General features: G+C 70.3%; 18 protein-coding genes and 1 tRNA gene. 11 read left to right on the top strand and 8 right to left on the bottom strand.

Translation table 11 applies throughout. From position 1 onward, the window contains the following. Window positions 1-26: 26 nt before the first annotated feature. On the top strand, window positions 27-1,244 hold the full coding sequence (locus tag ABS64_RS03335; protein ID WP_036288465.1) for an aminotransferase class I/II-fold pyridoxal phosphate-dependent enzyme: 1,218 nt from the start codon (window positions 27-29) through the stop codon (window positions 1,242-1,244). Here ABS64_RS03335 and ABS64_RS03330 read toward each other — a convergent pair. Next, complete coding sequence (locus ABS64_RS03330) at window positions 1,225-2,028, bottom strand: carbon-nitrogen hydrolase family protein (protein ID WP_292680845.1); 804 nt, start codon at window positions 2,026-2,028, stop codon at window positions 1,225-1,227. The two genes, ABS64_RS03335 and ABS64_RS03330, sit on opposite strands and share 20 nt — an antisense overlap. Window positions 2,029-2,159: 131 nt before the next feature. Between ABS64_RS03330 and ABS64_RS03325 the strand changes: the two genes are divergently transcribed. After that, a tRNA-Met gene (locus ABS64_RS03325) sits at window positions 2,160-2,236 on the top strand. An 81-nt stretch (window positions 2,237-2,317) separates the two neighbouring features. Here ABS64_RS03325 and ABS64_RS03320 read toward each other — a convergent pair. Further along, the gene (locus ABS64_RS03320) at window positions 2,318-2,794 is read right to left on the bottom strand and encodes a MarR family transcriptional regulator (protein ID WP_292680842.1); all 477 of its coding nucleotides are present in this window, start codon (window positions 2,792-2,794) and stop codon (window positions 2,318-2,320) included. Window positions 2,795-2,857: 63 nt separating this feature from the next. Here ABS64_RS03320 and idi point away from each other — a divergent pair, with 63 nt between their 5' ends. Genes idi through ABS64_RS03285 form a run of 7 tightly spaced genes read left to right on the top strand, consistent with a single transcriptional unit; the run spans window position 2,858 to window position 8,484 of the window. Then, complete coding sequence (gene idi, locus ABS64_RS03315) at window positions 2,858-3,406, top strand: isopentenyl-diphosphate Delta-isomerase (protein ID WP_292680839.1); 549 nt, start codon at window positions 2,858-2,860, stop codon at window positions 3,404-3,406. Next, a complete protein-coding gene (locus ABS64_RS03310; RefSeq protein WP_292680836.1) occupies window positions 3,403-4,470 on the top strand; it encodes a polyprenyl synthetase family protein in 1,068 nt (355 codons plus the stop codon). Before idi ends, ABS64_RS03310 begins: the two co-directional genes overlap by 4 nt. Beyond that, window positions 4,467-5,321 carry a squalene/phytoene synthase family protein gene (locus ABS64_RS03305; protein ID WP_005053613.1) on the top strand — a complete coding sequence of 285 codons (855 nt, stop codon included), beginning with the start codon at window positions 4,467-4,469 and terminating at the stop codon, window positions 5,319-5,321. The genes ABS64_RS03310 and ABS64_RS03305 overlap by 4 nt, the downstream gene beginning before the upstream one ends. Next, window positions 5,318-6,913 (top strand): phytoene desaturase family protein, encoded by a 1,596-nt coding sequence (gene crtI / locus ABS64_RS03300; protein ID WP_061683054.1) that lies wholly within the window; start codon window positions 5,318-5,320, stop codon window positions 6,911-6,913. The genes ABS64_RS03305 and crtI overlap by 4 nt, the downstream gene beginning before the upstream one ends. 1 nt (window position 6,914) lies before the next feature. After that, complete coding sequence (locus ABS64_RS03295; RefSeq protein WP_292680828.1) at window positions 6,915-7,274, top strand: lycopene cyclase domain-containing protein; 360 nt, start codon at window positions 6,915-6,917, stop codon at window positions 7,272-7,274. After that, window positions 7,271-7,615 carry a lycopene cyclase domain-containing protein gene (locus tag ABS64_RS03290; protein ID WP_292680826.1) on the top strand — a complete coding sequence of 115 codons (345 nt, stop codon included), beginning with the start codon at window positions 7,271-7,273 and terminating at the stop codon, window positions 7,613-7,615. Before ABS64_RS03295 ends, ABS64_RS03290 begins: the two co-directional genes overlap by 4 nt. Then, complete coding sequence (locus ABS64_RS03285) at window positions 7,612-8,484, top strand: prenyltransferase (RefSeq protein ID WP_292680823.1); 873 nt, start codon at window positions 7,612-7,614, stop codon at window positions 8,482-8,484. Before ABS64_RS03290 ends, ABS64_RS03285 begins: the two co-directional genes overlap by 4 nt. An 84-nt stretch (window positions 8,485-8,568) precedes the next feature. Here the strand turns inward: ABS64_RS03285 and ABS64_RS03280 are convergent, their stop codons facing one another. Further along, window positions 8,569-11,481 (bottom strand): UPF0182 family protein, encoded by a 2,913-nt coding sequence (locus ABS64_RS03280; RefSeq protein ID WP_292680820.1) that lies wholly within the window; start codon window positions 11,479-11,481, stop codon window positions 8,569-8,571. Window positions 11,482-11,544: 63 nt separating this feature from the next. Further along, window positions 11,545-12,663, bottom strand: coding sequence for a S16 family serine protease (locus ABS64_RS03275; RefSeq protein ID WP_005053626.1), 1,119 nt, complete (start codon window positions 12,661-12,663; stop codon window positions 11,545-11,547). 135 nt (window positions 12,664-12,798) lie between these two features. Between ABS64_RS03275 and ABS64_RS03270 the strand changes: the two genes are divergently transcribed. Next, window positions 12,799-14,208, top strand: a complete 1,410-nt coding sequence (locus ABS64_RS03270; protein ID WP_288120640.1) for a zinc-dependent metalloprotease — start codon at window positions 12,799-12,801, stop codon at window positions 14,206-14,208. Window positions 14,209-15,038: 830 nt separating this feature from the next. On the opposite strand, the gene ABS64_RS03265 is transcribed toward ABS64_RS03270, so the two are convergent. After that, on the bottom strand, window positions 15,039-16,754 hold the full coding sequence (locus ABS64_RS03265; RefSeq protein ID WP_288120642.1) for an ATP-dependent helicase: 1,716 nt from the start codon (window positions 16,752-16,754) through the stop codon (window positions 15,039-15,041). After that, window positions 16,751-17,683: an NAD(+) diphosphatase gene (nudC, locus tag ABS64_RS03260; protein WP_288120644.1), complete on the bottom strand. Its 933-nt coding sequence runs from the start codon at window positions 17,681-17,683 to the stop codon at window positions 16,751-16,753. Before nudC ends, ABS64_RS03265 begins: the two co-directional genes overlap by 4 nt. Before the next feature lie 65 nt (window positions 17,684-17,748). Between nudC and ABS64_RS03255 the strand changes: the two genes are divergently transcribed. Next, window positions 17,749-19,074, top strand: a complete 1,326-nt coding sequence (locus ABS64_RS03255) for an aminoglycoside phosphotransferase (protein ID WP_292680814.1) — start codon at window positions 17,749-17,751, stop codon at window positions 19,072-19,074. Window positions 19,075-19,098: 24 nt separating this feature from the next. Here the strand turns inward: ABS64_RS03255 and ABS64_RS03250 are convergent, their stop codons facing one another. Together ABS64_RS03250 and ABS64_RS03245 are read right to left on the bottom strand one after the other, a co-directional pair. Beyond that, window positions 19,099-22,386 carry an ATP-dependent DNA helicase gene (locus tag ABS64_RS03250; RefSeq protein ID WP_292680811.1) on the bottom strand — a complete coding sequence of 1,096 codons (3,288 nt, stop codon included), beginning with the start codon at window positions 22,384-22,386 and terminating at the stop codon, window positions 19,099-19,101. After that, window positions 22,383-25,568 carry an ATP-dependent DNA helicase gene (locus ABS64_RS03245; RefSeq protein ID WP_288120650.1) on the bottom strand — a complete coding sequence of 1,062 codons (3,186 nt, stop codon included), beginning with the start codon at window positions 25,566-25,568 and terminating at the stop codon, window positions 22,383-22,385. Before ABS64_RS03245 ends, ABS64_RS03250 begins: the two co-directional genes overlap by 4 nt. Window positions 25,569-25,599 lie beyond the last annotated feature (31 nt).

The following is a 25,599-nucleotide window of genomic DNA, read 5'->3' as shown; positions in this document are numbered from 1 at the left end:
CAGCCTATGCATGTAGCCTGAGCGCGATGCGAGAGATTCCCGGCACGTGGCGCCGCACGGCACAGGGCGCGGGACTACTGTCCGCATCGGGAGTCGCCGCCCCGACGATCTTCGCGGAGATGAGTGCGCTGGCCGCACAATCGGGGGCGATCAACCTCGGCCAGGGTTTCCCCGACGAGGACGGCCCCGCCGTGGTTCTGGAGGCGGCCCGCGCGGCCATCGCGAACGGACGCAATCAATACGCGCCTGGTCGCGGCGTCCCCGCCCTGCTCCAAGCGATCGCCGCGCATCAGGCGCGCTTCTACGGGCTCACCGTTGATCCCGACCGCGAGGTCGTGACGACCGCGGGAGCGACCGAGGCGCTGGCCGCCACATTGCTGGCGCTGATCGATTCCCCTGCGGACGAGGTCGTCGTCTTCGAGCCCTACTACGACGCGTACGCGGCCATCGTGGCGCTGACCGGCGCGCGACTGGTCACCGTGCCGCTGCGATGGCCCGACTTCCAGCCCGACCTCGACCTCCTTGCGGCCGCCGTGACCGACCGCACGCGGATCATCCTGGTGAACGATCCACACAATCCGACCGGCGCCGTCTTCTCCGCGGACGTGCGCGCCGAGATCGTCCGGCTGGCAGAGCATCACGACGCTCTCATCGTCACGGACGAGGTGTACGAACACCTCGTCTTCGACGGCGCCCATGTTCCGATCGCGACAGATCCCGCAGCCGCAGAGCGCACCCTGTCGATCTCCTCCGCGGGCAAGACGTTCTCTACCACGGGATGGAAGATCGGGTGGATCACCGGTCCCGCCGACCTGATCGACGCCGTCCTGGCGGTCAAGCAGTTCCTCACCTACGTCAGTACGACGCCGTTCCAGGACGCCGTCGCCGTCGGGCTCGGGCTTCCCGACGCCGTGTTCGCCGGTATCGCGGCCACGCTGCGGGCAAAACGCGACCGACTCGCCGAAGGGCTGAACGCCGCTGGGTTCACGGTGTCGACGCCAGCCGGTTCGTACTTCACGGTGGCGGATGCCGCGGCGCTGATGGAACCGGGAATCGACGCGGCCCAGTTCTGCCGCGAGCTGCCGGCACGCGCGGGTGTCGTGGCAATTCCGCTCACGGCGTTCGTCGCTCCCGAACACCGCCCCGACTATGCCACGCTGGTGCGCTTCGCTGCCTGCAAACGGATGGACGTCATCGCCGAGGCAAGCCGCCGACTGGCGCTGATCAGCGCGGCTCGACCCTGAACCGCCGCAACTGCAGCGCCGGGTTGACGCGCCGGACACGGTCGATGGTGCCGGCATCCGCAAAACCGACCGCGACATCCGTCGCCGTTCCGATCCCGGCGATCTCGACGCCCTGAGGGTCCACGACCACCGAAGCGCCCACGCCCAGCGGCGGCGGGTGATCGGCGCCGGCGACATACAGGGTGTTCTCAATGGCACGCGCGTGCAGAAGCGTCCGCCAGTGGTGCTCCTTCAGCGGTCCCCTGACCCACTCCGCAGCCACCAGGATCACGTGGGCGCCCGCGTCGGCGAGCACGCGCCCCACCTCCGGAAAGCGCAGGTCGTAGCAGGTCATGAGCGCCATCGTCAGACCGCCCACGTCGAAGGTCTCGGGAGCGCTGACCGGTGCCGGTTCGACCCAATCGGACTCTCGCTGTCCGAATGCGTCGTAGAGGTGAAGCTTGCGCGAGACGGCCCGCACTCCCGCAGCGTCCACGGCAACCACCGTGTTTCGCACGCGGTCGGCCGCGCCGCGTTCGACCAGGCCGGCGACCACCACGACACCGCGATGTGCCGCGATCTCCGTCAGCCCTGCGACGAATGCTCCGTCCAGGTCCTCCGCGTTGGCAGCGAGCGTGGGATCGAACGGATCGACGAAGTAGCTCGCGTACTCGGGGAAGAGCACCACCGCGGCGCCACGAGCGGCGGCCTCGCCGCTCAGCTCGTCGATGACGCGGAGGTTGTCGGCTTTGTCCGCCGTGGGCGCGAACTGGGCGACGGCGACACCCACGGCATCCGTTCTCATCGGTGGTGTCCTCTCGGAGGGCGGCCGGGCGTTCGTCCCATCCTCCCCGACCACCGCGTCGGGAGCAATGACCGGCCGTACCCGCCCGTGTACTCCGGCACGCGAAACCCGTGTTAGGCTATTCCTTGTGCCGCGGGGTGGAGCAGCTCGGTAGCTCGCTGGGCTCATAACCCAGAGGTCGCAGGTTCAAATCCTGTCCCCGCAACCAATCGATCGGATGTGTCATCCGGTCAACGAAGAAGGCGTCCCGATCGGGACGCCTTCTTCGTTTCTGAGCCCGACGCGCGACTCAGTCGACCATCGCGTCGTCCATGTCGTCGAGGAAGCGGGCGATCGCACGCAGCTCGTCATCGCTGTAGGCGTCCATGACATCGCGCATCTTCGCCATGCGCGCGCCGAGATGGCGATAGAACTCGCTCCGGGCGCGGTCGGTGAGCACGACGATGCGGGCGCGCCGATCGGCCGGGTGAGGACGGCGTTCGATGTGTCCCCGCTCGGCGAGGCGATCGAGAAGCTTCGTCGTCGAGGCCGTCGAGATCGCGAGGTGTCTCGCGATCTCATGGGGCGACACCCACTCACCCCGCTGCTCTCGCACGATCAGCATGCGCAGCGCCGCCAGATCGGATCCGTTCATGTCCATGTCGCTGCGCAGCACGCCGTGCATGCGGTCCATAGAATCGCTGAACGAGCGCACGGCGACGAGCGCGTCGCGCACGAGCTGGTCGCGGTCTGTCGTCGGGATCCATCGGTCTGTCACGCTGGACACCCCCTCACTCGAAAGGTAGTATCCCTTAAAATCGCTAGCTAAACTAGCAATAAGGAGAAGATCGTGTCCCCGACAGAATACGTGGTCCTGCTCGACGACAACGGGGATGAGATCGGCACGGCACCCAAGGCGAGCGTCCACGGCACCGACACCGCACTCCACCTCGCATTCTCCTGCCACGTGTACAACTCGCGCGGCGAAACCCTGGTCACACGCAGAGCGCTCGACAAGAAGACCTGGCCGGGGGTGTGGAGCAACTCCTTCTGCGGACACCCGCGACCGGCAGAGCCGGTGATCGACGCAGTGCACCGCCGCGCGGAGCAGGAGCTCGGTGTCGCCCTGCGCGACGTGCAGATCGCCCTGCCGCTCTTCCGCTACCGCGCGGTCGATGCGAGCGGCATCGTCGAGCATGAGATCTGCCCGGTCTACACCGCTCTCGTCGACGACGAACCGCGACTGAACCCGCTTGAGGTCGCCGAGGCCCGTTGGGTCGATCCATCCGATCTCGCCGTCTCGCTGCGGGCGACCCCCTGGGCTTTCAGCCCGTGGCTGGTGCTCCAGGCCGAGCAGCTCGGCGTCTTCGAAGAAGCCAGCGTGCGGAGAGCGTCGTGATCACGCTCCTCGACGACGACGCGCGGCAGAGCATCGACGCCGCCGTCGGCGGCGCGCTCGAGCGCCTCGAACGGCGGGCCGCGCCGCTCGGCGATGGCGCCCGGGCGCTGGCAGCCGCTACCGCCGCGGCCACCGCCGACGGCAAGCGCCTGCGGCCGGCGCTCGTCGTCGCGGCGTACCGCGCGTTCGGCGGGTCGTCCGACGCCGCCGATGCGGCCGTCTGGGACGTCGCCGTCGCCCTCGAGCTGCTGCACACCGCCTTCGTCGTGCACGACGACCTCATCGATCGCGATCTGGAGCGACGCGGCATCCCGAACGTCGCGGGTCGCTTCCGCACTCGTGCGCAAGCTTTCGGAGCGTCGGGCGACCAGGCGGCGACCGTCGGCGACGCCGCGGCCGTGCTCGCCGGCGATCTCCTGCTGTTCGAGGCCAGCCGACTGGTCGCGTGCGCCCCCGTGGATGCTCCGACCCGCGTCGCCCTGCTTCAGATTCTCGACGACGCGATCCTCGTCTCGGCATCCGGCGAGCTCGCCGACGTCGAGCACGCCGCCCGCGCGGACTATCCCGAAACCGACGCGCTGCTCGGCGCCGCCCACGACAAGACGGCCGCCTACTCGTTCGAAGCACCACTGCTGGCCGGAGCGGTGATGGCCGGGGCGACCGATGCCGCCCGCGCGCAGCTCTCGCTCGCCGCGGCCGACCTCGGGCTCGCCTTCCAGCTGGTCGACGACCTCATCGGGACGTTCGGCTCACGTCGCCAGGCCGGCCGCGACCCGGGGGCCGACCTTCGCGAAGCCAAGCGCACTCCTCTCATCGCGCTCGCGCGCGACACCGCCGCCTGGCCGCGGGTCAGCTCGGCTCTCGCCGTCGCGCATACGGGTCCGATCGCCGTGCGGCGCGCACAGCGCGAACTCGAGGCCAGCGGCGCACGCGACGACCTGGTCGCCCTCATTCACGATCGCCTCAGCCGAGCCCGCTCGCGGGCCGCGTCGCCGTCGCTGCCGCCTGCCGCCGTCGCGCTGCTGGCCGAAGTCGCGAACACGGTCGAGGGGCGCATCCCGTGAGCGGTGGATCCTTGTACGACCGGTGCGCGCAGGACGCGGCCGCGACCGTGATCACGGCCTACTCGACGTCGTTCGCGCTGGCATGCCGCCTGCTCGGCCCGCGCGTGCGCACGCATGTGCGCAGCGTCTACGCACTCGTACGGGTCGCGGACGAGGTCGTCGACGGCGCGGCCGAGGCGACCGGCCTGCCGGCACCCACCCAGCGGCTGCTGCTGGACGAGCTCGAAGCCGAGACGCTGGCGGCGGTCGCGCGCGGCTTCAGCACCAACCTCATCGTTCACGCGTTCGCGTTGGCGGCGCGCGAATGCGGGATCGGCCATGATCTCATCCGCCCCTTCTTCGCCTCCATGCGCACCGACCTCACGCGCACGCAGCATGACGACGCCTCGCACGACGCCTACGTGTACGGGTCGGCGGAGGTGGTCGGTCTGATGTGCCTGCAGATCTTCGTCAACGCCGGTCGCAGCACGCCGCTGAGCCCCGACCCGACGCTGGTCGAGGGCGCCCGCCGCCTCGGCGCCGCCTTCCAGGACGTCAACTTCCTCCGCGACCGCGCGGACGACGAGAACCGACTGGGCCGTGACTACCTCGGCCTCCAGGACGGACACCGGGACCGGATCGCCGTCCTCGACCGCATCGACGCCGACCTGGATGCCGCGGCCCGGGCGATCGCCGACCTGCCCGTCGACTGCCGGCGCGCGGTGACGACCGCACACGGGCTGTTCGCCGAGCTGGCCCGCCGCCTGCGCGACGACGACGAGACCGTGCGCGTCTCGGTGCCCACTCCCGTCAAAGCAACCATCGCGGCTCGCGCCCTCGCCGGCCGCCCCCCGAAACGGAGCACCCCATGAGCCGCACGGCCCTGGTCATCGGCGGAGGCATCTCCGGGCTCGCGACCGCCGCCCTGCTCGCGCGCGACGGCTGGAGGGTCGACCTCCACGAGGCCGCGGATGAGGTGGGCGGGCGCGCGGGCTCGTGGGAGAGCGATGGCTTCCGCTTCGACACCGGACCGAGCTGGTATCTCATGCCGGAGGTCTTCGATCACTTCTTCCGCCTGTGCGGCACGACGGCGGCCCAGCAGCTCGATCTCATCCCACTGACCCCCGCCTATCGTGTCTACCCCGAGCCCGACGGCGACGCATCCAGCACCCCGATCGATGTCGTGTCGGGTCGCGCTCAGGCGCGGGAGCTCTTCGAGAGCCGGGAGCCCGGGGCCGGAGCCCGCCTCGACGAGTACCTCGACTCGGCGCACGATGCGTACGAGCTTGCCGTGTCGCGATTCCTGTACGACACCTACGCCTCCACCAAGGGTCTGCGATCCCCGGCCGTCGCCGGCCAGCTCCCCCGCCTCGCCCCCCTGCTCACCCGCTCGCTCCACGATCACGTCGCACGCCGCTTCTCCGATCCCGTCCTTCGCCAGATCCTGGGCTATCCGGCCGTCTTCCTCGGGTCGTCACCCTTCGACGCACCGAGCCTGTATCACCTCATGAGCCACCTCGATCTGGACGAAGGGGTCCTCTACCCACAGGGCGGCTTCACGGAGGTCATCGCGGCCGTCGCCCGTGTCGCCGAGGCCCAGGGCGCCACGCTGCACACGTCGTCGCCGGTGGCGGAGATCCTCACTCAGGACGCGCGCGCGATCGGCATCCGCCTGGCCGACGGAACGGTGCACGAGGCCGACATCGTCGTCTCCTCGGCAGACCTGCACGCGACCGAGACGACGATGCTGCCCGCGTCGTTGCAGACCTACCCGCAACGGTGGTGGCGACGACGCAATCCGGGCCCGGGCGCCCTCCTGCTGCTGCTCGGCGTCGAGGGCGAACTGCCGGAGCTGGCTCACCACACGCTGCTGTTCGCCCGCGACTGGCAGAAGAACTTCGGCGACGTGTTCGGCCGCGACACGCGCATCCCCGACCCCGCCTCGCTCTACGTGTGCCGCCCGTCGGCCACCGACCCGACGGTGGCACCGGTCGGCAGCGAGAACCTGTTCGTACTCGTTCCGATGCCCGCCGACCCGTCGCTCGGGCGCGGTGGGATCGGTGGAGAAGGAGCGCCCCTGATCGAGGAAGCCGCGGATCGCGTCATCGCCCAGATCGCCGCATGGACCGGCATCCCGGACCTCGCGGCCCGCATCCGCGTGCGACGCACGATCGCGCCGGCCGACTTCGAAGCCGATCTGGGGGCGTGGCGTGGCGGTGCTCTGGGGCTCGCGCACACTCTTGCTCAGAGCGCCGTCTTCCGACCTCGCAACGCATCGCGAAAGGTCGGCGGACTGTTCTACGCCGGCACGTCGGTGCTGCCGGGCATCGGCCTTCCGATGTGCCTGATCTCCGCCGAACTGGTCGTCAAACGGCTTCGCGGCGACGACGGCGCGGCCCGCCTGCCAGAACCGAGCGGTGTCGGGGCAGGACGGGGCGTCGGCCCCGGCCGAGACGACGCCTGAGATGCCCGGCGCCTATCTGCTCATCCTCCTGGTGTCGCTGGGAGGGATCATCGTGCTGGATGCGCGCTTGCGACTCGTGCTGTGGCCGGCGGCCGGGCCCGTCGGTCCGACGAGGGGGCGCGCCATCGCCGCGGTCCTCGTCGGGACCGTGTTCTTTCTCGCCTGGGATGCCGTCGGCATCGCCACCGGTGTGTTCGTCAAGGGCGACAGCCCCTATCTTCTGGGGATCGACCTGGCCCCGCACCTTCCGATCGAAGAACCGGTCTTCCTCGCCTTCCTGTGCTATCTGGCGCTGGTCGTCCACGCTGCCGTGCTCCGGGTGCTGACCGCACGGGGCGGGAGGGTGCGGAAGGCGCTATGACGTACGCCCTGATCGTCGCGCCGTTCACCGTCCTCGGGCTGCTCGCGTTCGCCGCGACGGCTCGCCGTCCGGCACTGCGCAGGCGGCTGGCGGCAAGCGTCGTGACGGCCGTGATCCTCGTCGTACTCACCGTGATCTTCGACAACGCGATGATCGCGGCGGGCCTGTTCACCTACCCCGACGCGCTCATCAGCGGCATCCGTGTGGGCCTGGCACCCATCGAGGACCTGTCCTACCCGATCGTGGCCGCCTTCGCCGTCCCGGCCATCGCTGAGCTTCTCCGCCCGCGTCGACGCGTCCCTCCCGCCCCGACCGACACCGAGACGGAGCCCGCACGATGACCGCGACCGCCACCGCACGCCAGCTCCTGGTCTCTTCCCGACCGGTCAGCTGGGTCAACACGGCCTACCCCTTCGCGGCGGCCACCGTCCTCACGACCGGAAGGATCGATGCGACCCTCATCGTCGGCACCGTCTTCTTCCTGATCCCCTACAACCTGGCGATGTACGGGATCAACGATGTCTTCGACTACGAGTCCGATCTGCGCAACCCCCGCAAGGGTGGCGCCCACGGCGCCGTGCTCGAGCGTCGCCTGCACGCCACCACGCTCTGGGCGGCCGCTCTGTCGTGCCTGCCGTTCGTCGTCTACCTCGTACTGGTCGGCACACCCATCTCCTGGCTGGTGCTCGCGATCAGCCTCTTCTTCGTCGTCTTCTACTCCGCGCCGCCGCTTCGTCTGAAAGAACGTCCCGTCGCGGACTCGATGACCAGCAGCATCCACTTCTTCTCCCCCGCCGTGTACGGGTTGGTGCTCGCCGGCGCGACGTGGACGTGGCAGCTGAGCGCCGTGATCGTCGCCTTCGCCCTCTGGGGCATCGCCTCACACGCTTTCGGGGCCGTGCAGGACGTCGTGGCGGATCGAGAGGCCGACATCTCGTCCATCGCGACGGTCTTCGGTGCCCGCACCACCGTCCGCCTCGCAATCGCCGGCTACGCCGCCGCGGGCATCGTGATGCTCGGCGCCGCATGGCCGGGCCCACTGGCAGCGGTACTCGCGCTGCCCTACATCGTCACCGTCTGGCCGTACCGCAACGTCGCGGACCAGGATGCCGAGCGTGCCACCCGCGGGTGGGATCGCTTCCTCTGGCTCAATCAGTTCACGGGCTTCGCGGTCACGCTGCTGCTGATCTGGTACGCGCTCGGCCGCTGACGACCCCGGCGCGCGCATCCTCACGCGACCACGCAGAAGGGCCGGAGGCATCACGCCCCCGGCCCTTCGCTCCTGCGTGCGAACTCAGCCCTGACCCTCCAGCTGGATCAGCTTCTGCAGCGCCGCCGTCAGCCGTGCGTCCGCTTCGCCGTACTTCGTCCAGTCGCCCTGCGTCAGGGCGCTCTGCCGATCCAGCATCGCCTGCTGCGCGTCCTTGAGCGCCGCCTGGAACTCGACGCTGGTCCCGGTGCCGCCGCCGGTCGCACCCGAGCCGGACCCCGAGCCGGCGGTCGCAGAGGGGCTCGGCGTCGCCGACGGGGTGACGTCGCCGTCCCCGGCGCTCGCGCCCGAGTCGCCACCGAACAGTTTGTCGAGCGCATCTTGGAGCGTGCTCTCGAAGGCGACCTGGTTACCGAAGGCCACGAGCACCTTCTGCAGCGTCGGAAGCTTCGTCGAGCCGGACGACTGCACGAACACCGGCTGGACGTAGAGCAGTCCCCCGCCGACCGGCAACGTCAAGAGGTTGCCGTTGATGACATCCGACTGTCCCTGTTTCAGAATGTTGATGAACGCAGACACGCTCGGATCGGCGTCGAACGTGTTCTGCACCTGTCCGGGTCCGGGCACCGGCGTCTCGGCGTTGATCTCCAGCATGCGCAGCTTGCCGTAGTTCGGACTCTTCACGCCCGCCGTGGCCCCGGCATCCGAGTCCACCGACAGGTACCCCATGAGCACGTTGCGGGTGTCGTCACCGCCCGGGATGAACGTCGTGAACATGGAGTAGCTCGCGGCATCCTGTCCCGGCATCTTCATCGTCAGGTAGTACGGCGGCTGGAGCACCGGGTTCTTCTGCGTGGGATCGTTCGGGGTCTTCCAGGCGTTGTCGCGCTGGTAGAACGAGCCCGCGTCGTCGACGTGGTAGGTGCCCAGCATCGCGCGCTGCACCTTGAACAGGTCGGTCGGGTAGCGCACGTGGCTCATGAGGTCGGCGCTCATGTCCGACAGCGGCTTGACCGTCGAGGGGTAGATCTTCTGCCACGCCTTCAGCAGCGGATCGGTGTCGTCCCACGCGTACAGGGTCACCTTGCCGTCATACGCATCGACGGTGGCCTTGACGGAGTTGCGAATGTAGTTGACGTCGTCGAGGGCCACCCGCGGCGTGGTGTTCGTCGTATCGCTGATCGCATCGCGAAGGCTCACGATCGACGAGTACGGGTAGTTGGCACTCAGCGTGTAACCGTCGACGATCCAGACGATGCGTCCGTCGACGACCGACGGGTACGGGTCGTTGTCGAGCTCCAGGTACGGCGCGACCTTGTTCACCCGGTCGATCGGATCGCGATCGTAGAGGATCTGCGAGTCCGCGTTGATGCCGTCGGAGAGCAGGATGTCGGTCGACTGGAACTTCAACGAGTAGATCAGGCGGTTGAACGGGTTGCCCACGTTCGGCCCGCCGTTGCCCTGGAACGTCGTCTTCGTCTGGGCGGCATCGCCCGTGCCCCGCGGGTAGTCCAGCTCGATGTCGGGCGTGCCCTCCGGCGCACCCACGATCGAGTACGGCGGCGAGTTCTCGCCGAAGTAGATGCGCGGCTCATACTTCTCGCTCGTGGTGAGCGCGCCCGTGGTCGGGATGCCGCGCTCGATGAAGACGGGGTTGCCGTCGGCCGTGCGCTCGTTGCCCTTGGCCGCGACCATGCCGTAACCGTGGGTGTAGACGAGCGTCGAGTTGTACCAGGAGGCGGCCTGTCCGAGCTGGGCCATGTTCAACTCGCGCACCGAGACGACGGTGTCCTGCGACTTGCCGTCGATCTGATAGCGGTCGACGTCGAGCGGGTTGGTGAACTGGTAGTACGCGCGGTACTGCTCGATCTGGCGCACCGTGGGCGAGATGATGGCGGGGTCCATGATGCGGATCGACGCCGTCGTCTGGGCGTCGGAGCGCAGCTGGCCGGGGGCGACGTTCGTGACCGCCTGGAAGTCGCTCTTGGTCAGGCCGTCGATGCCGTACGCCTTCTTCGTGGCGTCGATGTTGCGCTGGTAGTACGTGCTCTCCAGGGTCTCCTGGTTGGGACGCACCTGCAGGTTGGTCACGACCCACGGATACGCAACGCCGACGACCAGCGCCGAAACGACGAGAAGGCCCACACCGATCAGCGGGAACCGCCACCGGCCGATGATCGCCGTCACGAAGAAGAGAACGGCGACGATCGCGGCCGCGATGGCGATGATCGTGAGGCCGGGGATGACCGCGTGGTCGTCGACGTAGCTGGCGCCGGTGATGCGATCGCTCTGCTGCGTCAGCGTCTTGTAGCGGTCGAGCCAGATGCTCACGCCCTGCACGAGCAGGTAGAGGCCCGCGAGCACCGCAAGCTGGATGCGCGCGGCCTTCGAGATGCGCAGCTCGCGCTGCCCGATGCGCACCGACCCGTACAGATACGCCACGAGCGCCGACAGCAGCAGCGAGACGAGCAGCACGGCAGAAGCGAACCCGAGGACCGAACTGAAGAATGGCAGCGAGAACATGTAGAACCCGGTGTCCATCTGGAACTGCGGGTCCAGGTCGCCGGTATCGACGCGATTGAACCACAGCCAGACCGTCTCCCACTGCGCCGAGGCGGCGAAGCCCGCAAAGAAGCCGAAGAAGACCGGGATGCCCCACATCGCCAACCGACGAAGCGGCTCCACGACCTCCTGGTAGTGATCGAGCTGAGACGTCAGCCGGGCATAGACCGGACGCAGTCGGTAGGCGAGCTGGATCGCGATGAACACGGGCACCGCCATCGCCAGGAAGCCGACGACGAACATGATCACGCGCGCCGTCCACTGCGTCCACAGGACGCTCGAGAACCCGAGCTGGTCGTACCAGAGCCAATCGGCGTAGAGGCTCGCGAAGACGAAGAAGCCCACCACGACGACCGCGATGACCGCGAGCGTGATGGCAATCGCGCGACGGACGGGGTTCGGCGTGGCCTGATTCGGCGCTGAGGTCGTGGTCACACCACCATCCTAGGTGGGGTGATTCTGGCGGGACGCCGACCAACCTTCCAGGATGCCGTGAGCTCAGCGGCAGGTCGGCAGCGCGTCGAGGTCGCCCTTGTCGCGGATCGTCGACAACACCTGCAGCGAGTCCTTGAGCGTGGCGACCGAGAAGACGCGAAGACCGGACGGAACGTGACCGACCACTTCGTCGCAGTTATCTCTGGGGGCGAGGAAGTACGTCGCTCCGGCGCCGACCGCGCCGTACATCTTCTGGCGGATGCCACCGATCGGCCCGACGGTGCCGGCGGCGTCGATCGTCCCGGTGCCGGCGACCTGCGCGCCGCCGTTGAGGTTCCCATCGCTGAGCGTGTCGATGATCCCCAGGGCGAACATCATGCCGGCGCTGGGCCCGCCGACGTTGTTGAGCTGGAGGGTGACGTCGATCGGGAAGTCGTAGTCGTGCATCGTCGAGATGCCGACGAGCCACGTGCTCTTGCCGTCGACGGTCGCCTGCTTGGGGGTCACCTCGACGTTCTCGCTCGCGCCGGAGCGCTCGATCGCGAGTCGCACGGGAGCGCCCGCACCGGCGTTGATGATGGTGCGCAGTTGATCGGTCTCGGTGATCGCCTGACCGTTCGCGCTGCGGATGACGTCACCCTTCTGCAGGATGCCTTGCGCTGCGGAGTCGTCGGTGAGTGCGTAAACCTCCACCATCGGCTTGACGTCGTAGCCGAGCTGCGTGAGAGCGGCAGCCGTCGCCTCCTTCTGCGAGTCGACCATCATCACCGCGCTCTCCTGGTTGCGCTGCTGCGTCGTCTGCCCCTGCGGGAAGACGTCGTCCAGCGGCAGCACCGCCTTCGCGGGGTCGAACCAGGCGAGGGCGAGCTCGAACCACGACGGGGTGCGTTCGCGATTGCCGACGACCTGCACCGTCAGCAGGTCCAGTGCACCGGAGGTGGGGAAGGTCGGCGCGCCTTTCACGGTGATCAGCGGCACATCGGCGCCCGAGGAGTCCGGGGCCGACCCCAGCGTGTTGAAGACGGGGCCCGGACGCTGAATGACGTAGGTGCTCGGCAGCAGTGTGAGCGTCAGCAACGCCACGAGGGCGACAGCGAGAGCCCAGACTCCGACGCGCAGGGGGCGGGACACCGGACGGCGGCGAGCGGGCACGACGGTCGTGCCCTCGTCGAACAGTGCCACAGCAGATCCTCCCGGCCGATCGTTCGCGATCGGCGTACACGGGACATCCTCCGTGGCGGGCCGAGGCGGCCGTGCGGGGAAGTCCAGCCATTAGCGTAGAACGCGACGGTATCCGCCTGCTGAAAGGCGCCTGATATGGCTGATGAGACTCCCGACCGCCCCGAAGACGACTTCCAAGAACTGCTGCGGAACCTGCTCGGTGGTGGAGGCGCAGGCCTTGACCCCGAACAGCTCGAGAGCCTCTCGCGCATGGGCGTGGATCCCGCCATGCTGCAGCAGATGATGGCGCAGATGCAGCACGCCTTCGCCACCGGCAGCGATGACGGCATCGACTGGAGCGCGGCGAAGACGCAGGCTCTGCACCTGGCGAACAAGGACGGGCTCGGTATCACGACGGGCGCTCGCCACGACTTCGATCAGGCCTTCGCCCTCGCAACCCTCTGGCTGAGCGAGGCCACGACGATCTCGGACCTTGCGGCCCCGGCGCAGGCGATGACCCGCGGACAGTGGGTCGAGACGACGCTTCCGGTCTGGCAGGAGCTCGCCGAGCCCGTCGCCGACTCGATCGCGGGGGCCCTGACGGCCGCGATCGACGAGCAGACCCCGGAGGAGATGCGACAGCTCGTCGCCGGAGCGGGCACGTTCATGCGACGCGTGGGCGGTTCGCTGTTCGCCGCTCAGCTCGGCGGCGTCATCGGACGCCTGTCGCAGGAGGTGGTGTCCGGCGGCGATGTCGGCATTCCCGTCATGCCCGACGGCGTCGCGGCGATCCTGCCGCAGAACTTCGCCGACTTCGGCCGTGACCTGGACGTGACCGACGACCAGCTCGCGCTGTATCTCGGAACCCGTGAGCTCGCGCACGCTCGCCTCTTCCGCCACGCCCGATGGCTGCGGCTGCACGTGATCACCCAGGTGACCGAGTTCGCCCGCGGCATCCACGTCGACACCACCGCCCTCGAAGACCTCGCGTCGCGCTTCGACCCGTCCTCACCGGAGGAGCTGCGCTCCGCCCTCGAGTCCGGGGCGCTGCTTCCTCAACGCACGCCCGCGCAGGATGCCGCGCTTGTTCGGCTCGAGAACCTCCTGGCGACCATCGAAGGCTGGGTGGATGTCGTGACCGCCGACGCGACCTCGCGCCTTCCCGCCGCGGCGAAGATCGCCGAGGCCGTGCGTCGCCGGCGAGCCGTAGGCGGTCCCGCCGAGCAGGCGATGGCCTCCCTCGTCGGGTTGGAGCTGCGCCCGCGACGACTGCGCGAAGCGGCGGCGATGTGGCGCGCCGTGACGGATGCCGTGGGCATCGAGGCCCGCGACCGACTCTGGGACTACCCCGACCTCATGCCGGGGGCGAGTGACATCGACGACCCGCAGGCGCTCGTGGCGCGTCTGGTGGCCCACGAGCGCGGCGAGGACCCCGAACGGGACGCCCTCGACGAGGCGCTGGACGCACTGCTGGCCGAAGCGGCCGAGGAGGCGGAGCACGCCACCGGCGAACCCGGCGCGCAAGCCTCCGACGACGACGGTCCGGAGGATCCGCGCCCGGTGTGATCCGACGAGGCCTCCTCCCCCTCACGGGTCTGGACACCCGCACGTGTCGCGGCTGTGGAAAGTCGCGGCACGGGGGCCCGTCTCGCCTCAGAATCGGGACATGCTCCGCTTGGCCGCTTCGTCCCCGCCGCTGTGGCGCACGCCCTCGAGTCTCCAGCTCGGCACGGATCCGGCGATCCGCGTCGACGGCGTGCTCCCTTGGCAGGAGCGCCTCCTCGACGCCCTTGCCGACGGCGTGGCCGATGCGGGACTGGGACCTCTGGCACGCAGCTTCGGGGCCACGGCCGCGGAGGCCGCGGAGTTCACGGGACGAATCGAGCAGGCCCTCATCCGAGAACCACCGACCCCGCGTGCCGTGCGGGTGGAGGTGCCCGAGTCGCTGACGAGCGCCGAGCGTGAAGCGCTGCTGGCAGGGTGGGACGCCGCAGGCCTGGCGCGCGTCTCGATCAGCACCTGGGCCGTCGACGCGCCGCAGCGCGGGGTGCCGGTGATCGTCGTCGCCGACCGGCTCATGTGCCCGCGCCGCGCCGCGCGGCTCATGCGCGCCGACGTCACCCACATCCCCATCGAGCTCGCCGGTGACCGCGTGCGCGTCGGACCCGTGGTCATCCCCGGTGCGACGGCGTGCACCGCGTGCGAGCACGCACGCCGCACCGCCGAGGACCCGCAGTGGCCGCTCATCGCCGCCCAGTTACTCGGTCGTGATCCGGTGCGCACGGATCCCGGTCTGCTGATCGAAGCCGGAGTCCTCACCGGCCGGCTCCTGCGCGACGCCCTGGACGCGCCCACGGAGCGCTCCGGGCAGGCACACACGAGCATGTCGGTCGGGCTCAGCCTCGCCCACGTCCGGCGGACGTGGCATGCGCACCGGCCGCACGCACAGTGCCTGTGCCGATCTCCTGAAGGAAGCGGGAGCGCTGACGTGAGCGCGATCCCGACCGTTGCGACCAGCTCATCGAGAGGGTACGCGCAGCCCGCGTGACGCCGACGTACGCGAGTCGTCGTTCCTCGTCGATCTCGTCGAAACCGGTGGCGTAGGAGATCGGCAGGAGTCCTTCCGCGAGGCCGAGGAGATGGACGTGATCCCATTCCAGGCCTTTGGCCGCATGCAGCGTGGCGAGTGTCACGGTGCGCAGAGTGGGCTCATGCTGACCACGTCCGCGCACCATCAGCTCGTCGGTGAATGCCCGCAAAGTGGTGCCCTCCGGCGCCTGCTCGGCCAGACGCAGGACGGCTGCGCGTGCCTCCCAGGCGTCACGCAGCGCTCCGCCGGCCGGAGGCGGATCATCGGTCAGGCCGACCGAGCGCAGCACGTCGCGCACCGCCGCGACCAGACCGTTCGGGGTGGGCGCGACGGAGGCGCCCCGCAGCAGCGAGACCGCCTGACGCACTTCGGGCAGATCGAAGAACCGCTTGCCGCCGAGAACGGTCGCGGCGATTCCGCGCGCGGCCAGGGCCGAGAGCACGGGCGCCGATTGCGCGTTGGCTCGATACAGCACGGCGATCTCGTTCGGCTCGATGCCCGACGCGAGCTGGGCGGCCACCGCCGTCGCCACGCCTTCGGCCTCCGCCTGATCGTCGTCATAGGTCGTGACCGAGGGGACCGGGCCCGCAGAACGATCCGACCGCAGCGCGAGGGCGCCCGGTCGGCCGCGCATGAGCGCGTTCGCGACCCCGAGAATCGCGGGGTCGGAGCGATAGTTGCGTTCGAGGCGCACCACGGTGGCCTCCTCGTAGCGGTCCGGGAATCCGAGCAGGTAGCGCGGGTCGGCCCCGGCGAACGAGTAGATGGTCTGGCTCGCGTCGCCGACGACGCAGATATCGCGCCGATCCCCGAGCCAGAGCTCCAGCAGGCGGTGCTGCACGGGCGAGACGTCTTGGAACTCATCGACCGTCAGATGGCGATACTGCTCATGCACCGCGGCTGCGACCCGCGGCTCCGATTCCAGCATCCCGGCGCACGCCAGCAGCACGTCTTCGAAGTCCAGTTGACGCCGCTCGTCCTTGACCTTCTCGTAGCGCCGCTGCAGATCCGCCAGCACCTGCGCATCCAGCGTGTTGCCGAGGCCCTCGGGGTGTGCAGCGGCATCCTGATCGATCGTTCGCATCGCGACCTTCCGCCACTCGATGCGGCTGGCGACGTCGCGCAGGGTGGTGCCGTCCAGACGGAGGCCGAGGCTGTCGGCGGCCTGCCCGAGCACACGCACCTTGTTGTCGATGATCGACGGTGCCGTATCGCGGGCGAGCTGCGGCCAGAAGAAGTTCAGTTGCGCCAGCGCGGTCGCGTGAAACGTGCGCGCCGCGACCCCTTCGACGCCGAGCGCCCGAAGACGCCCGCGCATCTCCCCCGCCGCCTTCGCCGTGAAGGTCACCGCCATCACCCGCGACGGTGAGTAGGCGCCGGTGTCGACCCCGTGGGCGATGCGGTGGGTGATCACGCGTGTCTTGCCGGTGCCGGCTCCCGCGAGCACGCAGACCGGTCCACGCAGCATCGCCGCCGCGACCCGCTGCTCGTCGTCGAGGCCCTCAAGCGCACGTCCGCTCACGCCGGGTCCCCCGCCCAGTCGGCGATCAGGCGGTGCGCGATGGACGTCGTGCCGGGAAGCAGGATATCGCCGTCGCCGCGCAGCGCCGCACGGATCTCCTCGCGCGAGATCCACCGCACGTCGACGATCTCCTCGCCGTCGGCGCGAGCCGCGGACATGTCCGCCGCCGTCGCATGGAAGCCGAGCATGAGTGACCGAGGGTAGGGCCAGGACTGAGACCCCCGGTACTGCAGCGCCTCGACGAGCACGCCGGCTTCCTCCTGCACCTCGCGGACGATCGCCGATTCCAGCGACTCCCCCGCCTCGACGAAGCCCGCGAACGTCGAGTAGAGATTGCGATCCGCCCACAGCGCGTTCTTGCCCAGCAGCAGCGACGAGCCGTCCGGAGAGATCACGGCGACGATGACGGCGGGGTCGGTGCGCGGAAAGTGCTCGCGCCCGCACACCGGACAGTGACGCGCCCACCCACCCGTGCGCTCCTCGGTGCGCGCACCGCAGCGGGAGCAGAAGGGCGCCTCGACCAGCCAACGCCCGAGGGCGACCGCCTCGACGAGCAGCCCGGCGTCCGTGGCCGACATCTCGCCGCCGATCGCGCGCAACGACCCCCACGCGTCGGCGGGATGCGCGGCCACGGGGATGTCCTCGTCGGCGCCGGATGCCGCGAGCAGCACTGCCGCTCCCTCGGCATCCCGCCCGAGGAACGCCCACGACACCCCCTCGCGGATGTGTCCGACGGGTACCGTCAGCAGAGCGCCGTCGCCGTCGAGCGGCGCGCGATCGCCGTGCACCGCGACAACCCGCGTCGGCGCCTCGCCCCGCAGACGCGCGAGCAGATCCGGTGCGCTGCGTTCGTCGGCGCAGCGGTCGATACCGCCGCGCGCAAGCGCGGGAGGACGCACGGGAACAGGCGGCTCAGCCGATGGCGACATCCGGGACCTTCCTCGACGGGCGTGGCGCACACGGGGACGGGGCGCGGCACACCTACCCTGGGGGCATGGCACGCTCACCTCTCACTCTAGCCGCGTCGGTCACGTCGGCCCTTCCCCGCGTCGCGGTGGTCGGTGTGGCGCCGCTGACCGAGGGCGTCTCCGGCCGCTACGACAGCGCCATCGCCACGCTCGACGACGGCCGGCGGGTCGTGGTGCGTGTGCCCGTCAACGACCAGGCGGAGCAGGATCTGCTGTCCGAGGCGCGTGCCCTGACGTCGCTGACCGCCGGCGTGCGGGGTGTGCTGCCGTTCGGCGCCCCCGATGTTCTGGGCCAGACGACGGTCGACGGTCGCAGCGCCCTCGTCCAGACGCTGCTGCCGGGCTATCGGGTCGATGCGGCCCACGTGCCCGCGGGGCGGGGCGTCGCCACCGCTCTGGCCGCCGCGATCGCGGCGGTCCACGATCTCCCGGTGACCGTGATCCGTGACGCGGGACTGCCCATGCGGACCTCCGCGCAGGTGCGCGACGACGCCGAGCGCCTCCTGGATCGGGCGGAAGCGACCGGGCTCCTGCCCTTCGGGCTGCTGCGACGCTGGAGCACCGCTATCGGATCCGATCCGCTGTGGCGCTTCGAGACGACCGTCGTTCTCGGCGGGGTCGACCCGGCATCCTTCGTCTTCGAGGACGACGCCGAGGGCACACCCGCCGTCACCGGTCTTCTGAGCTGGGGCGCACTCGGCGTCGGCGATCCGGCGATCGACGTGCGCTGGACGGCGTCGGCCCCGGCTGCTCAAGCCGACGTGCTCGACGAGTACGCGCACCGTTCGCACCGTGCTCCCGACGCCCTCCTCGCCGAGCGCGCCCGGCTGCATGCCGAGCTGGAGTTCGCGAAGTGGCTGGTGCACGGTCACGAAGCCGGGCAGCAGGACGTCGTGCGCGACGCCGTGGCACTGTTGGAGTCGCTCGACGCCAACGTTCGCGACGAACCGGTACGGGCGCGCGACGATGTCACGCTCGATCAGGCGCTTGCGGCGACCCAGCGTGTCCCTGCCGGTGCGGGCGAGGCCGCCGACACCTCGATGCAGACCGACAGCTTCGACCCGGAGACCCTCGCCACCTTCCTCGCCGATGAGAACGCGACGGGGATGGTCGAGACGAGCCGCCTGGACACCGTCGCGATCGAGATGTCGGAGTGGGCGCAGCCGGCGCATCCGTCGACGACGCGGGTTCCGGTGCACACCTCCGACATCCCTGTTCACGATGGCTCCGCGCCCGCGGCCGGTCAGGGCGAGGCAGCCACGCAGGACGCCCCCGGCGAGCCCTCGGCCGACGACATCGACCGCGACACTGCCGCGCGCAACGCTCTGCGCCGCTGGACCGGCACGGCCTGACACCCGGCGCGCGCCGCCGCGACCTCAATCGCGCAGGATGAGGCCTTCCGCGACGTAGAAGAGCACCACATCGATCTGCTCGCGTGCAATGCCGTGCTTCGCGTGGTACGCCTCGCGGTACAGGCGTAGCTGGATCATCCGCTCTTCCCGCTCGGCGGCGGTGCGCGGCGCACGGCCCGTCTTCCAGTCGACGATCTCGATGCGATCGCCGCGCCGGTAGACGGCGTCGAGCTTGCAGATCACGACGTGCGCCCGACCGTCGCCGAGAGCGTCGTCGATCGTGACGTCGATCTCCGTCTCCACTTCCAACGGCCGCAACGATGCCCACTCGGAGGCCAGAAAACGCTCCTGCAGCTCGGCGAGCTCTGTCGATGCCGGACCGCCGTCGGAGACGGCCGCGGTGTCGGATGCGTCCTCATCCCACAGCGCGTCATCGAGCGAGGTGCCGGCGCCCACGACGCCCGAGCGCTGCTCGACCCACGAGTGGAAAGCCGTCCCGAGCCGCGACTGGCGATAGGGACGCTCGGGCAGCGGACGGCGCAGGGCCGGCGCGTCGCCGAGGAAGTCCTTGAAGCGGGATGCCGGGATGCGCACCGGCGCCGCCGGTCGCGCCCTGCGTTCCCGCTCGGCACGCTCGGCGAGCAGGAGGGCGAGTTCAGCCGTGGGCTCGGCCTGCGCAGCTCGTCGTACCTCCTCGGCTGCGGCGGCGACGATGCCGCGCCGGGCCCCGAGGGGATCGAGCGGCCACTGCAGGAGGCGGCGGCGACCCTCGAAGGGGTTGTCGCCCGGGTCGACGTCGGGCACGATCGTCCGGCCCAGAGCAGCGGCCATCTCCTCCAGGAAGGCACTCGGGCGACGCGGCGACTTCGTCCCCGACCAGTGCGAAGCGCTCAGAAACAGGTGATCCCGCGCACGGGTCACGGCGACGTACGCGAGCCGACGCTCCTCATCCCGCTGGCGCGCGCGCCCGGCCGCGACGAAGTCGTCCAGCGCACGGGACAGATCCTGCTGCGTCGGGGACTGGTCAGCACCCCAGCGAAAGGCGGGGAGCCAGTCGGCATCGCCGCGGAACTCGTACGGAAGAACGCCGAACCCGAGCCATCCGCGTGTGTCTTTGGGCCGGGTCGGCAGCTCATCCTCGACCAGTCGGACGACGGCCACGGCATCCCATTCGAGGCCCTTCGATCCATGGATCGTGAGCAGCTGCACGACATCGTCCTCCGGCGGCTCAGTGCGCGGCGCGAACTCATCGAGGCGCTCTGCATGGTCGAGCCAGGCGAGAAGGCTGGGCAGCGACCCGCGCTCGTCGGTCGCCAGAAAACCGTGCAGCTCGTCGACGAAGGCGCGCAACTGGTCGCCGGCCACCCGCGCAGGACCGCGTGCCTCGTTCGCGGCCAGCTCGATATCCAGCCGGAGTTCGAGCTCGATCATCCGCACGAGTTCGGGGATCGGCAGTGTCGCGTGCCGACGCAGGCCGGCGAAGACGGCGGCCGCCTCGCGCAGGCGTTCCCGCGCCGCGGCCGTGAAGTCGGACAGCCAACCGTGGTCGACGCCGTGGCGCAGGAAGAAGTCGAGGGCGTCGATGAGCGAGCCCTGGTCATCCCCCGCCGACGAACGCATCCGCGCCACGACGTCGGGCTCCAAGGGCCGAAGCGCGGCGTCGTGACGGCTGATCCTGCGGGACAGCTCACTCAATGCCCGCAGATCAGCCACGCCGATCCCCCAGCGCGGGCCGGCGAGCAACCTGATCAGCGACGACCCCGCACGCGGGTCGCTGATGACCCGGAGCGTCGCGACGACATCGACCACCTCCGGCGTGGACAACAGCCCGCCGAGGCCGAGGATACGATGCGGGATGCCGCGCCGGCCCAGGGCATCGGCGAAATGCACCATGTGCTTCTTGCTGCGAAAGAGCACGGCCCCCGTCGTCGCGGCGCCCGCTCGCGCGCGCTCATGCCGTACGCGCGCGAACCAGTCCGCCACCGCATCGGCCTCCGCGTCGATGTCGGTGTCGATGTGGATCTCCACCTCGCCCGAGCCCGCACCCGGACGCGGCCGCAGGCCTTCGACGGCGACCGGAACGCTCTCGGCGAGGGGCGCCAGCACGGCGTCGGCCGCACGCAACACGTCGACACTGTTGCGCCAGCTCGTCATCAAAGCGAAGGTCTCGGCCGCACCGGTGGTGCTGAATGCCGTCGCGAAGTCGCCGAGGTTGCCGGCGCTGGCCCCTCGCCAGCCGTAGATGGACTGATGGGGGTCGCCGACCGCCATCACCGCCGCGTCGCGGAAGGCGGAGGCGAGCAGCTGGGTCTGCACGACGGACGTGTCCTGGTATTCGTCCAGCAGCACGACGCGATAACGGTCCCTCAGCTCCTCGCCGACCGCCGGGTGCGCATCGATGATGTCGCAGGCTCCGGCCACCTGGTCGGAGAAGTCGATCACGCCGTGGCGGAGCTTTCGCCGGGCGTACTCCCGCGCCAGGTCGGCGAGGAGGTCGAGTGCGCCCACGGCGACGTGCGCTTTCGCGATATCGGCGTACACGGTGACGCGGGCCGACGTCGAGGGGCGTTCCAGGACGTCTGAGAAGCGCGCCGGGAAGCGCGCCAGCTCGTCGAGGTCGACCCGGTTGTCGGCGGCGTCGCGGGCGATCCGCAGTGCGGCGTCGATGATCGAGCGCAGCGCCTCCTCGCGCACCTCCAGCCGCGGATCGTCGGACTCGAGCACGACGCGCCGCATCAGCAGCCAGGCTGCGGACTCGCTGAGAACCGCGGCCTCAGCGTCACGGCCGAGTCTCACGGCGTGCTCACGCACGATGCTGTCGGCGAAGCTGTTGTACGTGGAGACGGTCGGCCGCTCCAGCAGTGCGTCCGCCGACAGGTCGTCCGCGACCGCGGCGGCGCCAGTGACGGCGACGAGCTGATCGAGGACGGCGAACCGGGACGGTGACGGCGCACCGCTGCGCTCGATCTCGCCGAGGACGTCGAGATGCCCCCGCGCATGGAGCGTCTCGAGGTGGGGAACAAGCCCACGGCGTTCGAACTCCGCGAGCCGCTGCAGTCGTCGATGCACGCGCTCGGCCAGCTCGCCCGCGGCCTTGCGGGTGAACGTCAGACCGAGCACCGCATCACGCGGAACGAGGCCGTTCGCCACGAGCCAGACGACCCGCCCCGCCATGGTCTCGGTCTTGCCGCTGCCGGCGCCGGCGACGACGAGCGCGGGCGAGAGGGGCGCGGCGATCACGCGCGCCTGTTCATCGGTGGGCGGGAACTGACCGAGGGCGGCCGCGAGTGCGGCGGGCGAGACGATGCTCATGAGGCGCTCACCGCGTTGATCGTGTGGATCCGACAGAGGCCGTAGGAGTGATCGTCACGACAGTGCTCCTCATACGGCGCCGAGAACTCCGCGCCGCTCATGACGGTCGCCGCCTCACGCACCCGCGCGAGGAACGCGTCGCGGGCGGCATCATCCAGCGGCGGCTGGCGGGGTTCCACGTAGTCCTTCGTGGCCGCCGACGGGCGCAAGACGAGCAGCTTCGCGCCGCCGGGGGTGAGACCGGCAGCCTCGGGGATGGCGCCCTCATCGAGCGCGAGCTGATACGCGGCGAGCTGCGGATTGTCGACCACCTTCGCGTCGGTCTGCGGTTCGCGCTTACCCGTCTTCAAGTCGACGATCACCACCTCCCCCGAGGCGGTGCGCTCCACGCGATCGATGTACCCGCTGACGATGGCGCCGTGGCTGCCGACCGGATCGAGGGCGACCGGAACCTCGAAATGCGGCTCCGAACCGATGACGCTTCCGCCCGCGGACTCGAACCGCCGCAGATACACCGACAGTCGTCGGACGAGTTCGCGTGCCCGTGCGCGCTCCGCACGCTCCCGCCAGGCGGACTCGAACTCCAGTTCGCTCCAGCGCGCGTCCACGATCGCCCACAGCGCATCTTCGTCGGAACTCTCCGCACGTTCCATCGCCGCATGCACCAGCGTGCCGAGGCCCGCCACAGCTCCCCCGTCATCGGCCCCCAGGTCGGCGAGCAGCCAGTTGAGCTGGCACTCCTCCACGCTCTGGAGCCGCGACGGCGAGACGCGCACGTCCTCCCGCGTGAGATCGCGCAGCGGTGCCGTGGATGTCACGGGCGCGATGCCGTACCACTCTTCGGGGGCGGCGCCCGGGACGCCGGCCGCAGCGAGCAGCCGCAACTGCTCGGCGGCGGCGCGCTGCGCGGACGGGTCGGCTCGACGCTCCGAAAGCGTGCGCCGGTGCTGCGCCACGAGTCCTCGCAGGGTCAGGGGATGCGCGGCGGAGCGCGCCGCCGGCTGAGCCGGCGGAAGAAGCTCGAAGAGCGGACTCGGCCCCGTATCGTCATCGTCGACCGCGGTCACGACGAGTCGTCGGCGCGCACGGGAGCAGGCGCGGGCGAACAGCCGCAACTCGTCGTGCAGCACGCCGCGTCGCCGATCGAGTGTCTCGGTGGCATCGGGCGCTGCGCCGGCGGCGAGTGCTGCCAGCCGCCAGGTCTGCAACAGGCTCCCCCGCGCGCGGAGGTTCGGCCAGACGCCCTCCTGGACGCCGGCGACCACGACGGTGTCGTACTCGGCGCCGACGGCGCCGGCCGGGGTGAGAATGTCGACGGCATCCGCGGTCGAATCGTCGGCCAGCCGGTCCTCGGCGACGTCGGAATCGAGGATGCCGCGCAGAAACGCCCCGGGTGAGGTGCCGTCCGCTCTCTCACCGTGACGTTTGGCGGCCTGGAAGAGGGCCACAAGCGCATCCAGCTCGCGGCCGGATTGCGCGGCGAGCGGACCGGAGCCCTCCGCGGCGGCGACCCATGCCCGCTCAACGCCCAGACCTTGCCACGCGCTCCACAGAATCTCGTGCGCGGTGGGCGCCTCGGCGCCACCGGCATGAACGAGGTCCCATTGGGCGTGAACGTCGGCGAGGGTGCGCGCGATCCGTTCGGCGCGGCGTCCCTCTCGCGTGTCGAGCAGCGCGAACGCGACGGGATGCCCCAGTGCGGACACGAGCAGATCGGCGCTGGAGGTGACCGGCTCGTCGGGGGCCCGCTCGCCCACCGACGGGTCACCGGCCAGCGCCGACAGCCGCAGGGCGGCGCGCAGTCGCCGGATCTCGACCGGATCCATCCCTCCGGCGCGGAGGGCGTCGACGGCGTCCTCGAGAGTCCAGGCGGTGGGCTCGAGCTCGGCCAGCAGCGCGACGCGCAGCAGATCCGCCACTGCCCGGGCCTGAGCCAGAGGTCGCTGCCCGCGGGTGCGCGTGGGCACCTCGCGGGCGGCGAGCTCGGCTTCGAGTGCCGCAACCTGTCGACTGTCGTGGGCGATGACGGCGCACGCCGACCAGGGCACCGCGTCGTGGACGTGGCGCTCTCGGAGCAGGCGCGCGATGACGTCGTGCTCTTCCGACGCGGAGCGAGCCGTGACGGCGCGGACGCTGCCGTCTCCACCGTCCTCCGGAGCATCACCGGAGGCGAGAGGGCGCAGGCGGTGCGCGACGACCCCGGCGGCACCGATCCGGGCCGTGACCGCGGCGATCAGACGTCGCTGGGCCTCGGAGCCGCGGTGCATGTGGTCGAGGACGTACACGGGCCCGGCGGCTGCCAGGCGCGAGAAGTTCTCCGGGCTGGCGCCGCGGAAGCTTCCCGAACCGACATCCGGATCACCGAAGGCGAGCACCGCCACGCCCCGCGCGCGGCAGGCCTCCAGCAGTTCCACACCGCCGAGAGTCAGCTCCTGGGCGTCGTCCACGACGATCGCCCGCAGTCGCTCCAACGCGGCGAGCCCCGGCGCGCCGGCCGGAAGCGTGCGGACGAGGCCCAGCGCCTCACGGACGAGGCCCGCGGCGTCGCGATGGGCTCCGCGCATGCGGTCGCGCGCATACAGGTACTCCCGCGAGAAGGATGCCGCCGCCGCCCACTCCGCGACGCCGTGCCGCGCCGCAAGATCCGCCAGGTGATCGGCGGAGACTCCGAGCTGCGCGCACTCGGCGAGCAGAGCGCGCAACTCGCCGCGGAACGTGCGCGTGGAGCGCACGGCCGCCGGCAGCGAGAGCGGCCACCGCACGATCCCGTCGATCTCATCCTCGGCGTCTCCGGCCAGCAGATCGGCGATCACCTGGTCCTCGTCCGGACCGGTCAGCAACTGGGGCACCGGCTCGCCACGATGGACGGCCTCGGCGCGGACGATCTGGTAGCCGAACGCCACGATCGAGCGCGCCAACGCGCCGGGTGTGGCGACGCCGACGGCGAGGGCGAGGCGGTCTCGCAGCGCAGTCGCGGAGGCGCGCGATGGCGTCAGCACGAGCACCTCGTCCGGCTGCAGGATGCCGTGCGCTTCGTCCGCCGACGGCCGAACGAGCGCGCCGACCCGTGCGATCGCGGTCGTGGTCTTGCCCGATCCTGGCGCGCCGACCACGACGCCCGACGCGTCGGCGGGAAGGTCGATGACGGCACGCTGAGCGGCATCCCACGTCACACGATCCATGCCTCTCACGCTAGCCGGAGGCGCCGACACG

Source organism: Microbacterium sp. SCN 69-37, assembly GCF_001724435.1.
In the GTDB taxonomy this organism is placed as follows: Bacteria; Actinomycetota; Actinomycetes; order Actinomycetales; family Microbacteriaceae; genus Microbacterium; species Microbacterium laevaniformans.
Note: the sequence above shows the minus strand (reverse complement) of the source record. Positions and strands in the feature narration are given on the sequence as shown.

Excerpts from the sequence above, each read along its gene's own strand:
- ABS64_RS03285 (WP_292680823.1), top strand. The coding sequence starts at position 7,612 with ATGACCGCGACCGCCACCGCACGCCAGCTCCTGGTCTCTTCCCGACCG.
- ABS64_RS03295 (WP_292680828.1), top strand. The coding sequence starts at position 6,915 with ATGCCCGGCGCCTATCTGCTCATCCTCCTGGTGTCGCTGGGAGGGATC.
- ABS64_RS03335 (WP_036288465.1), top strand. The coding sequence starts at position 27 with ATGCGAGAGATTCCCGGCACGTGGCGCCGCACGGCACAGGGCGCGGGA.
- ABS64_RS03255 (WP_292680814.1), top strand. The coding sequence starts at position 17,749 with ATGGCACGCTCACCTCTCACTCTAGCCGCGTCGGTCACGTCGGCCCTT.
- ABS64_RS03245 (WP_288120650.1), bottom strand. The coding sequence starts at position 25,568 with ATGGATCGTGTGACGTGGGATGCCGCTCAGCGTGCCGTCATCGACCTT.
- ABS64_RS03330 (WP_292680845.1), bottom strand. The coding sequence starts at position 2,028 with ATGAGAACGGATGCCGTGGGTGTCGCCGTCGCCCAGTTCGCGCCCACG.
- crtI (WP_061683054.1), top strand. The coding sequence starts at position 5,318 with ATGAGCCGCACGGCCCTGGTCATCGGCGGAGGCATCTCCGGGCTCGCG.
- ABS64_RS03250 (WP_292680811.1), bottom strand. The coding sequence starts at position 22,386 with ATGAGCATCGTCTCGCCCGCCGCACTCGCGGCCGCCCTCGGTCAGTTC.
- ABS64_RS03270 (WP_288120640.1), top strand. The coding sequence starts at position 12,799 with ATGGCTGATGAGACTCCCGACCGCCCCGAAGACGACTTCCAAGAACTG.
- ABS64_RS03290 (WP_292680826.1), top strand. The coding sequence starts at position 7,271 with ATGACGTACGCCCTGATCGTCGCGCCGTTCACCGTCCTCGGGCTGCTC.
- nudC (WP_288120644.1), bottom strand. The coding sequence starts at position 17,683 with ATGTCGCCATCGGCTGAGCCGCCTGTTCCCGTGCGTCCTCCCGCGCTT.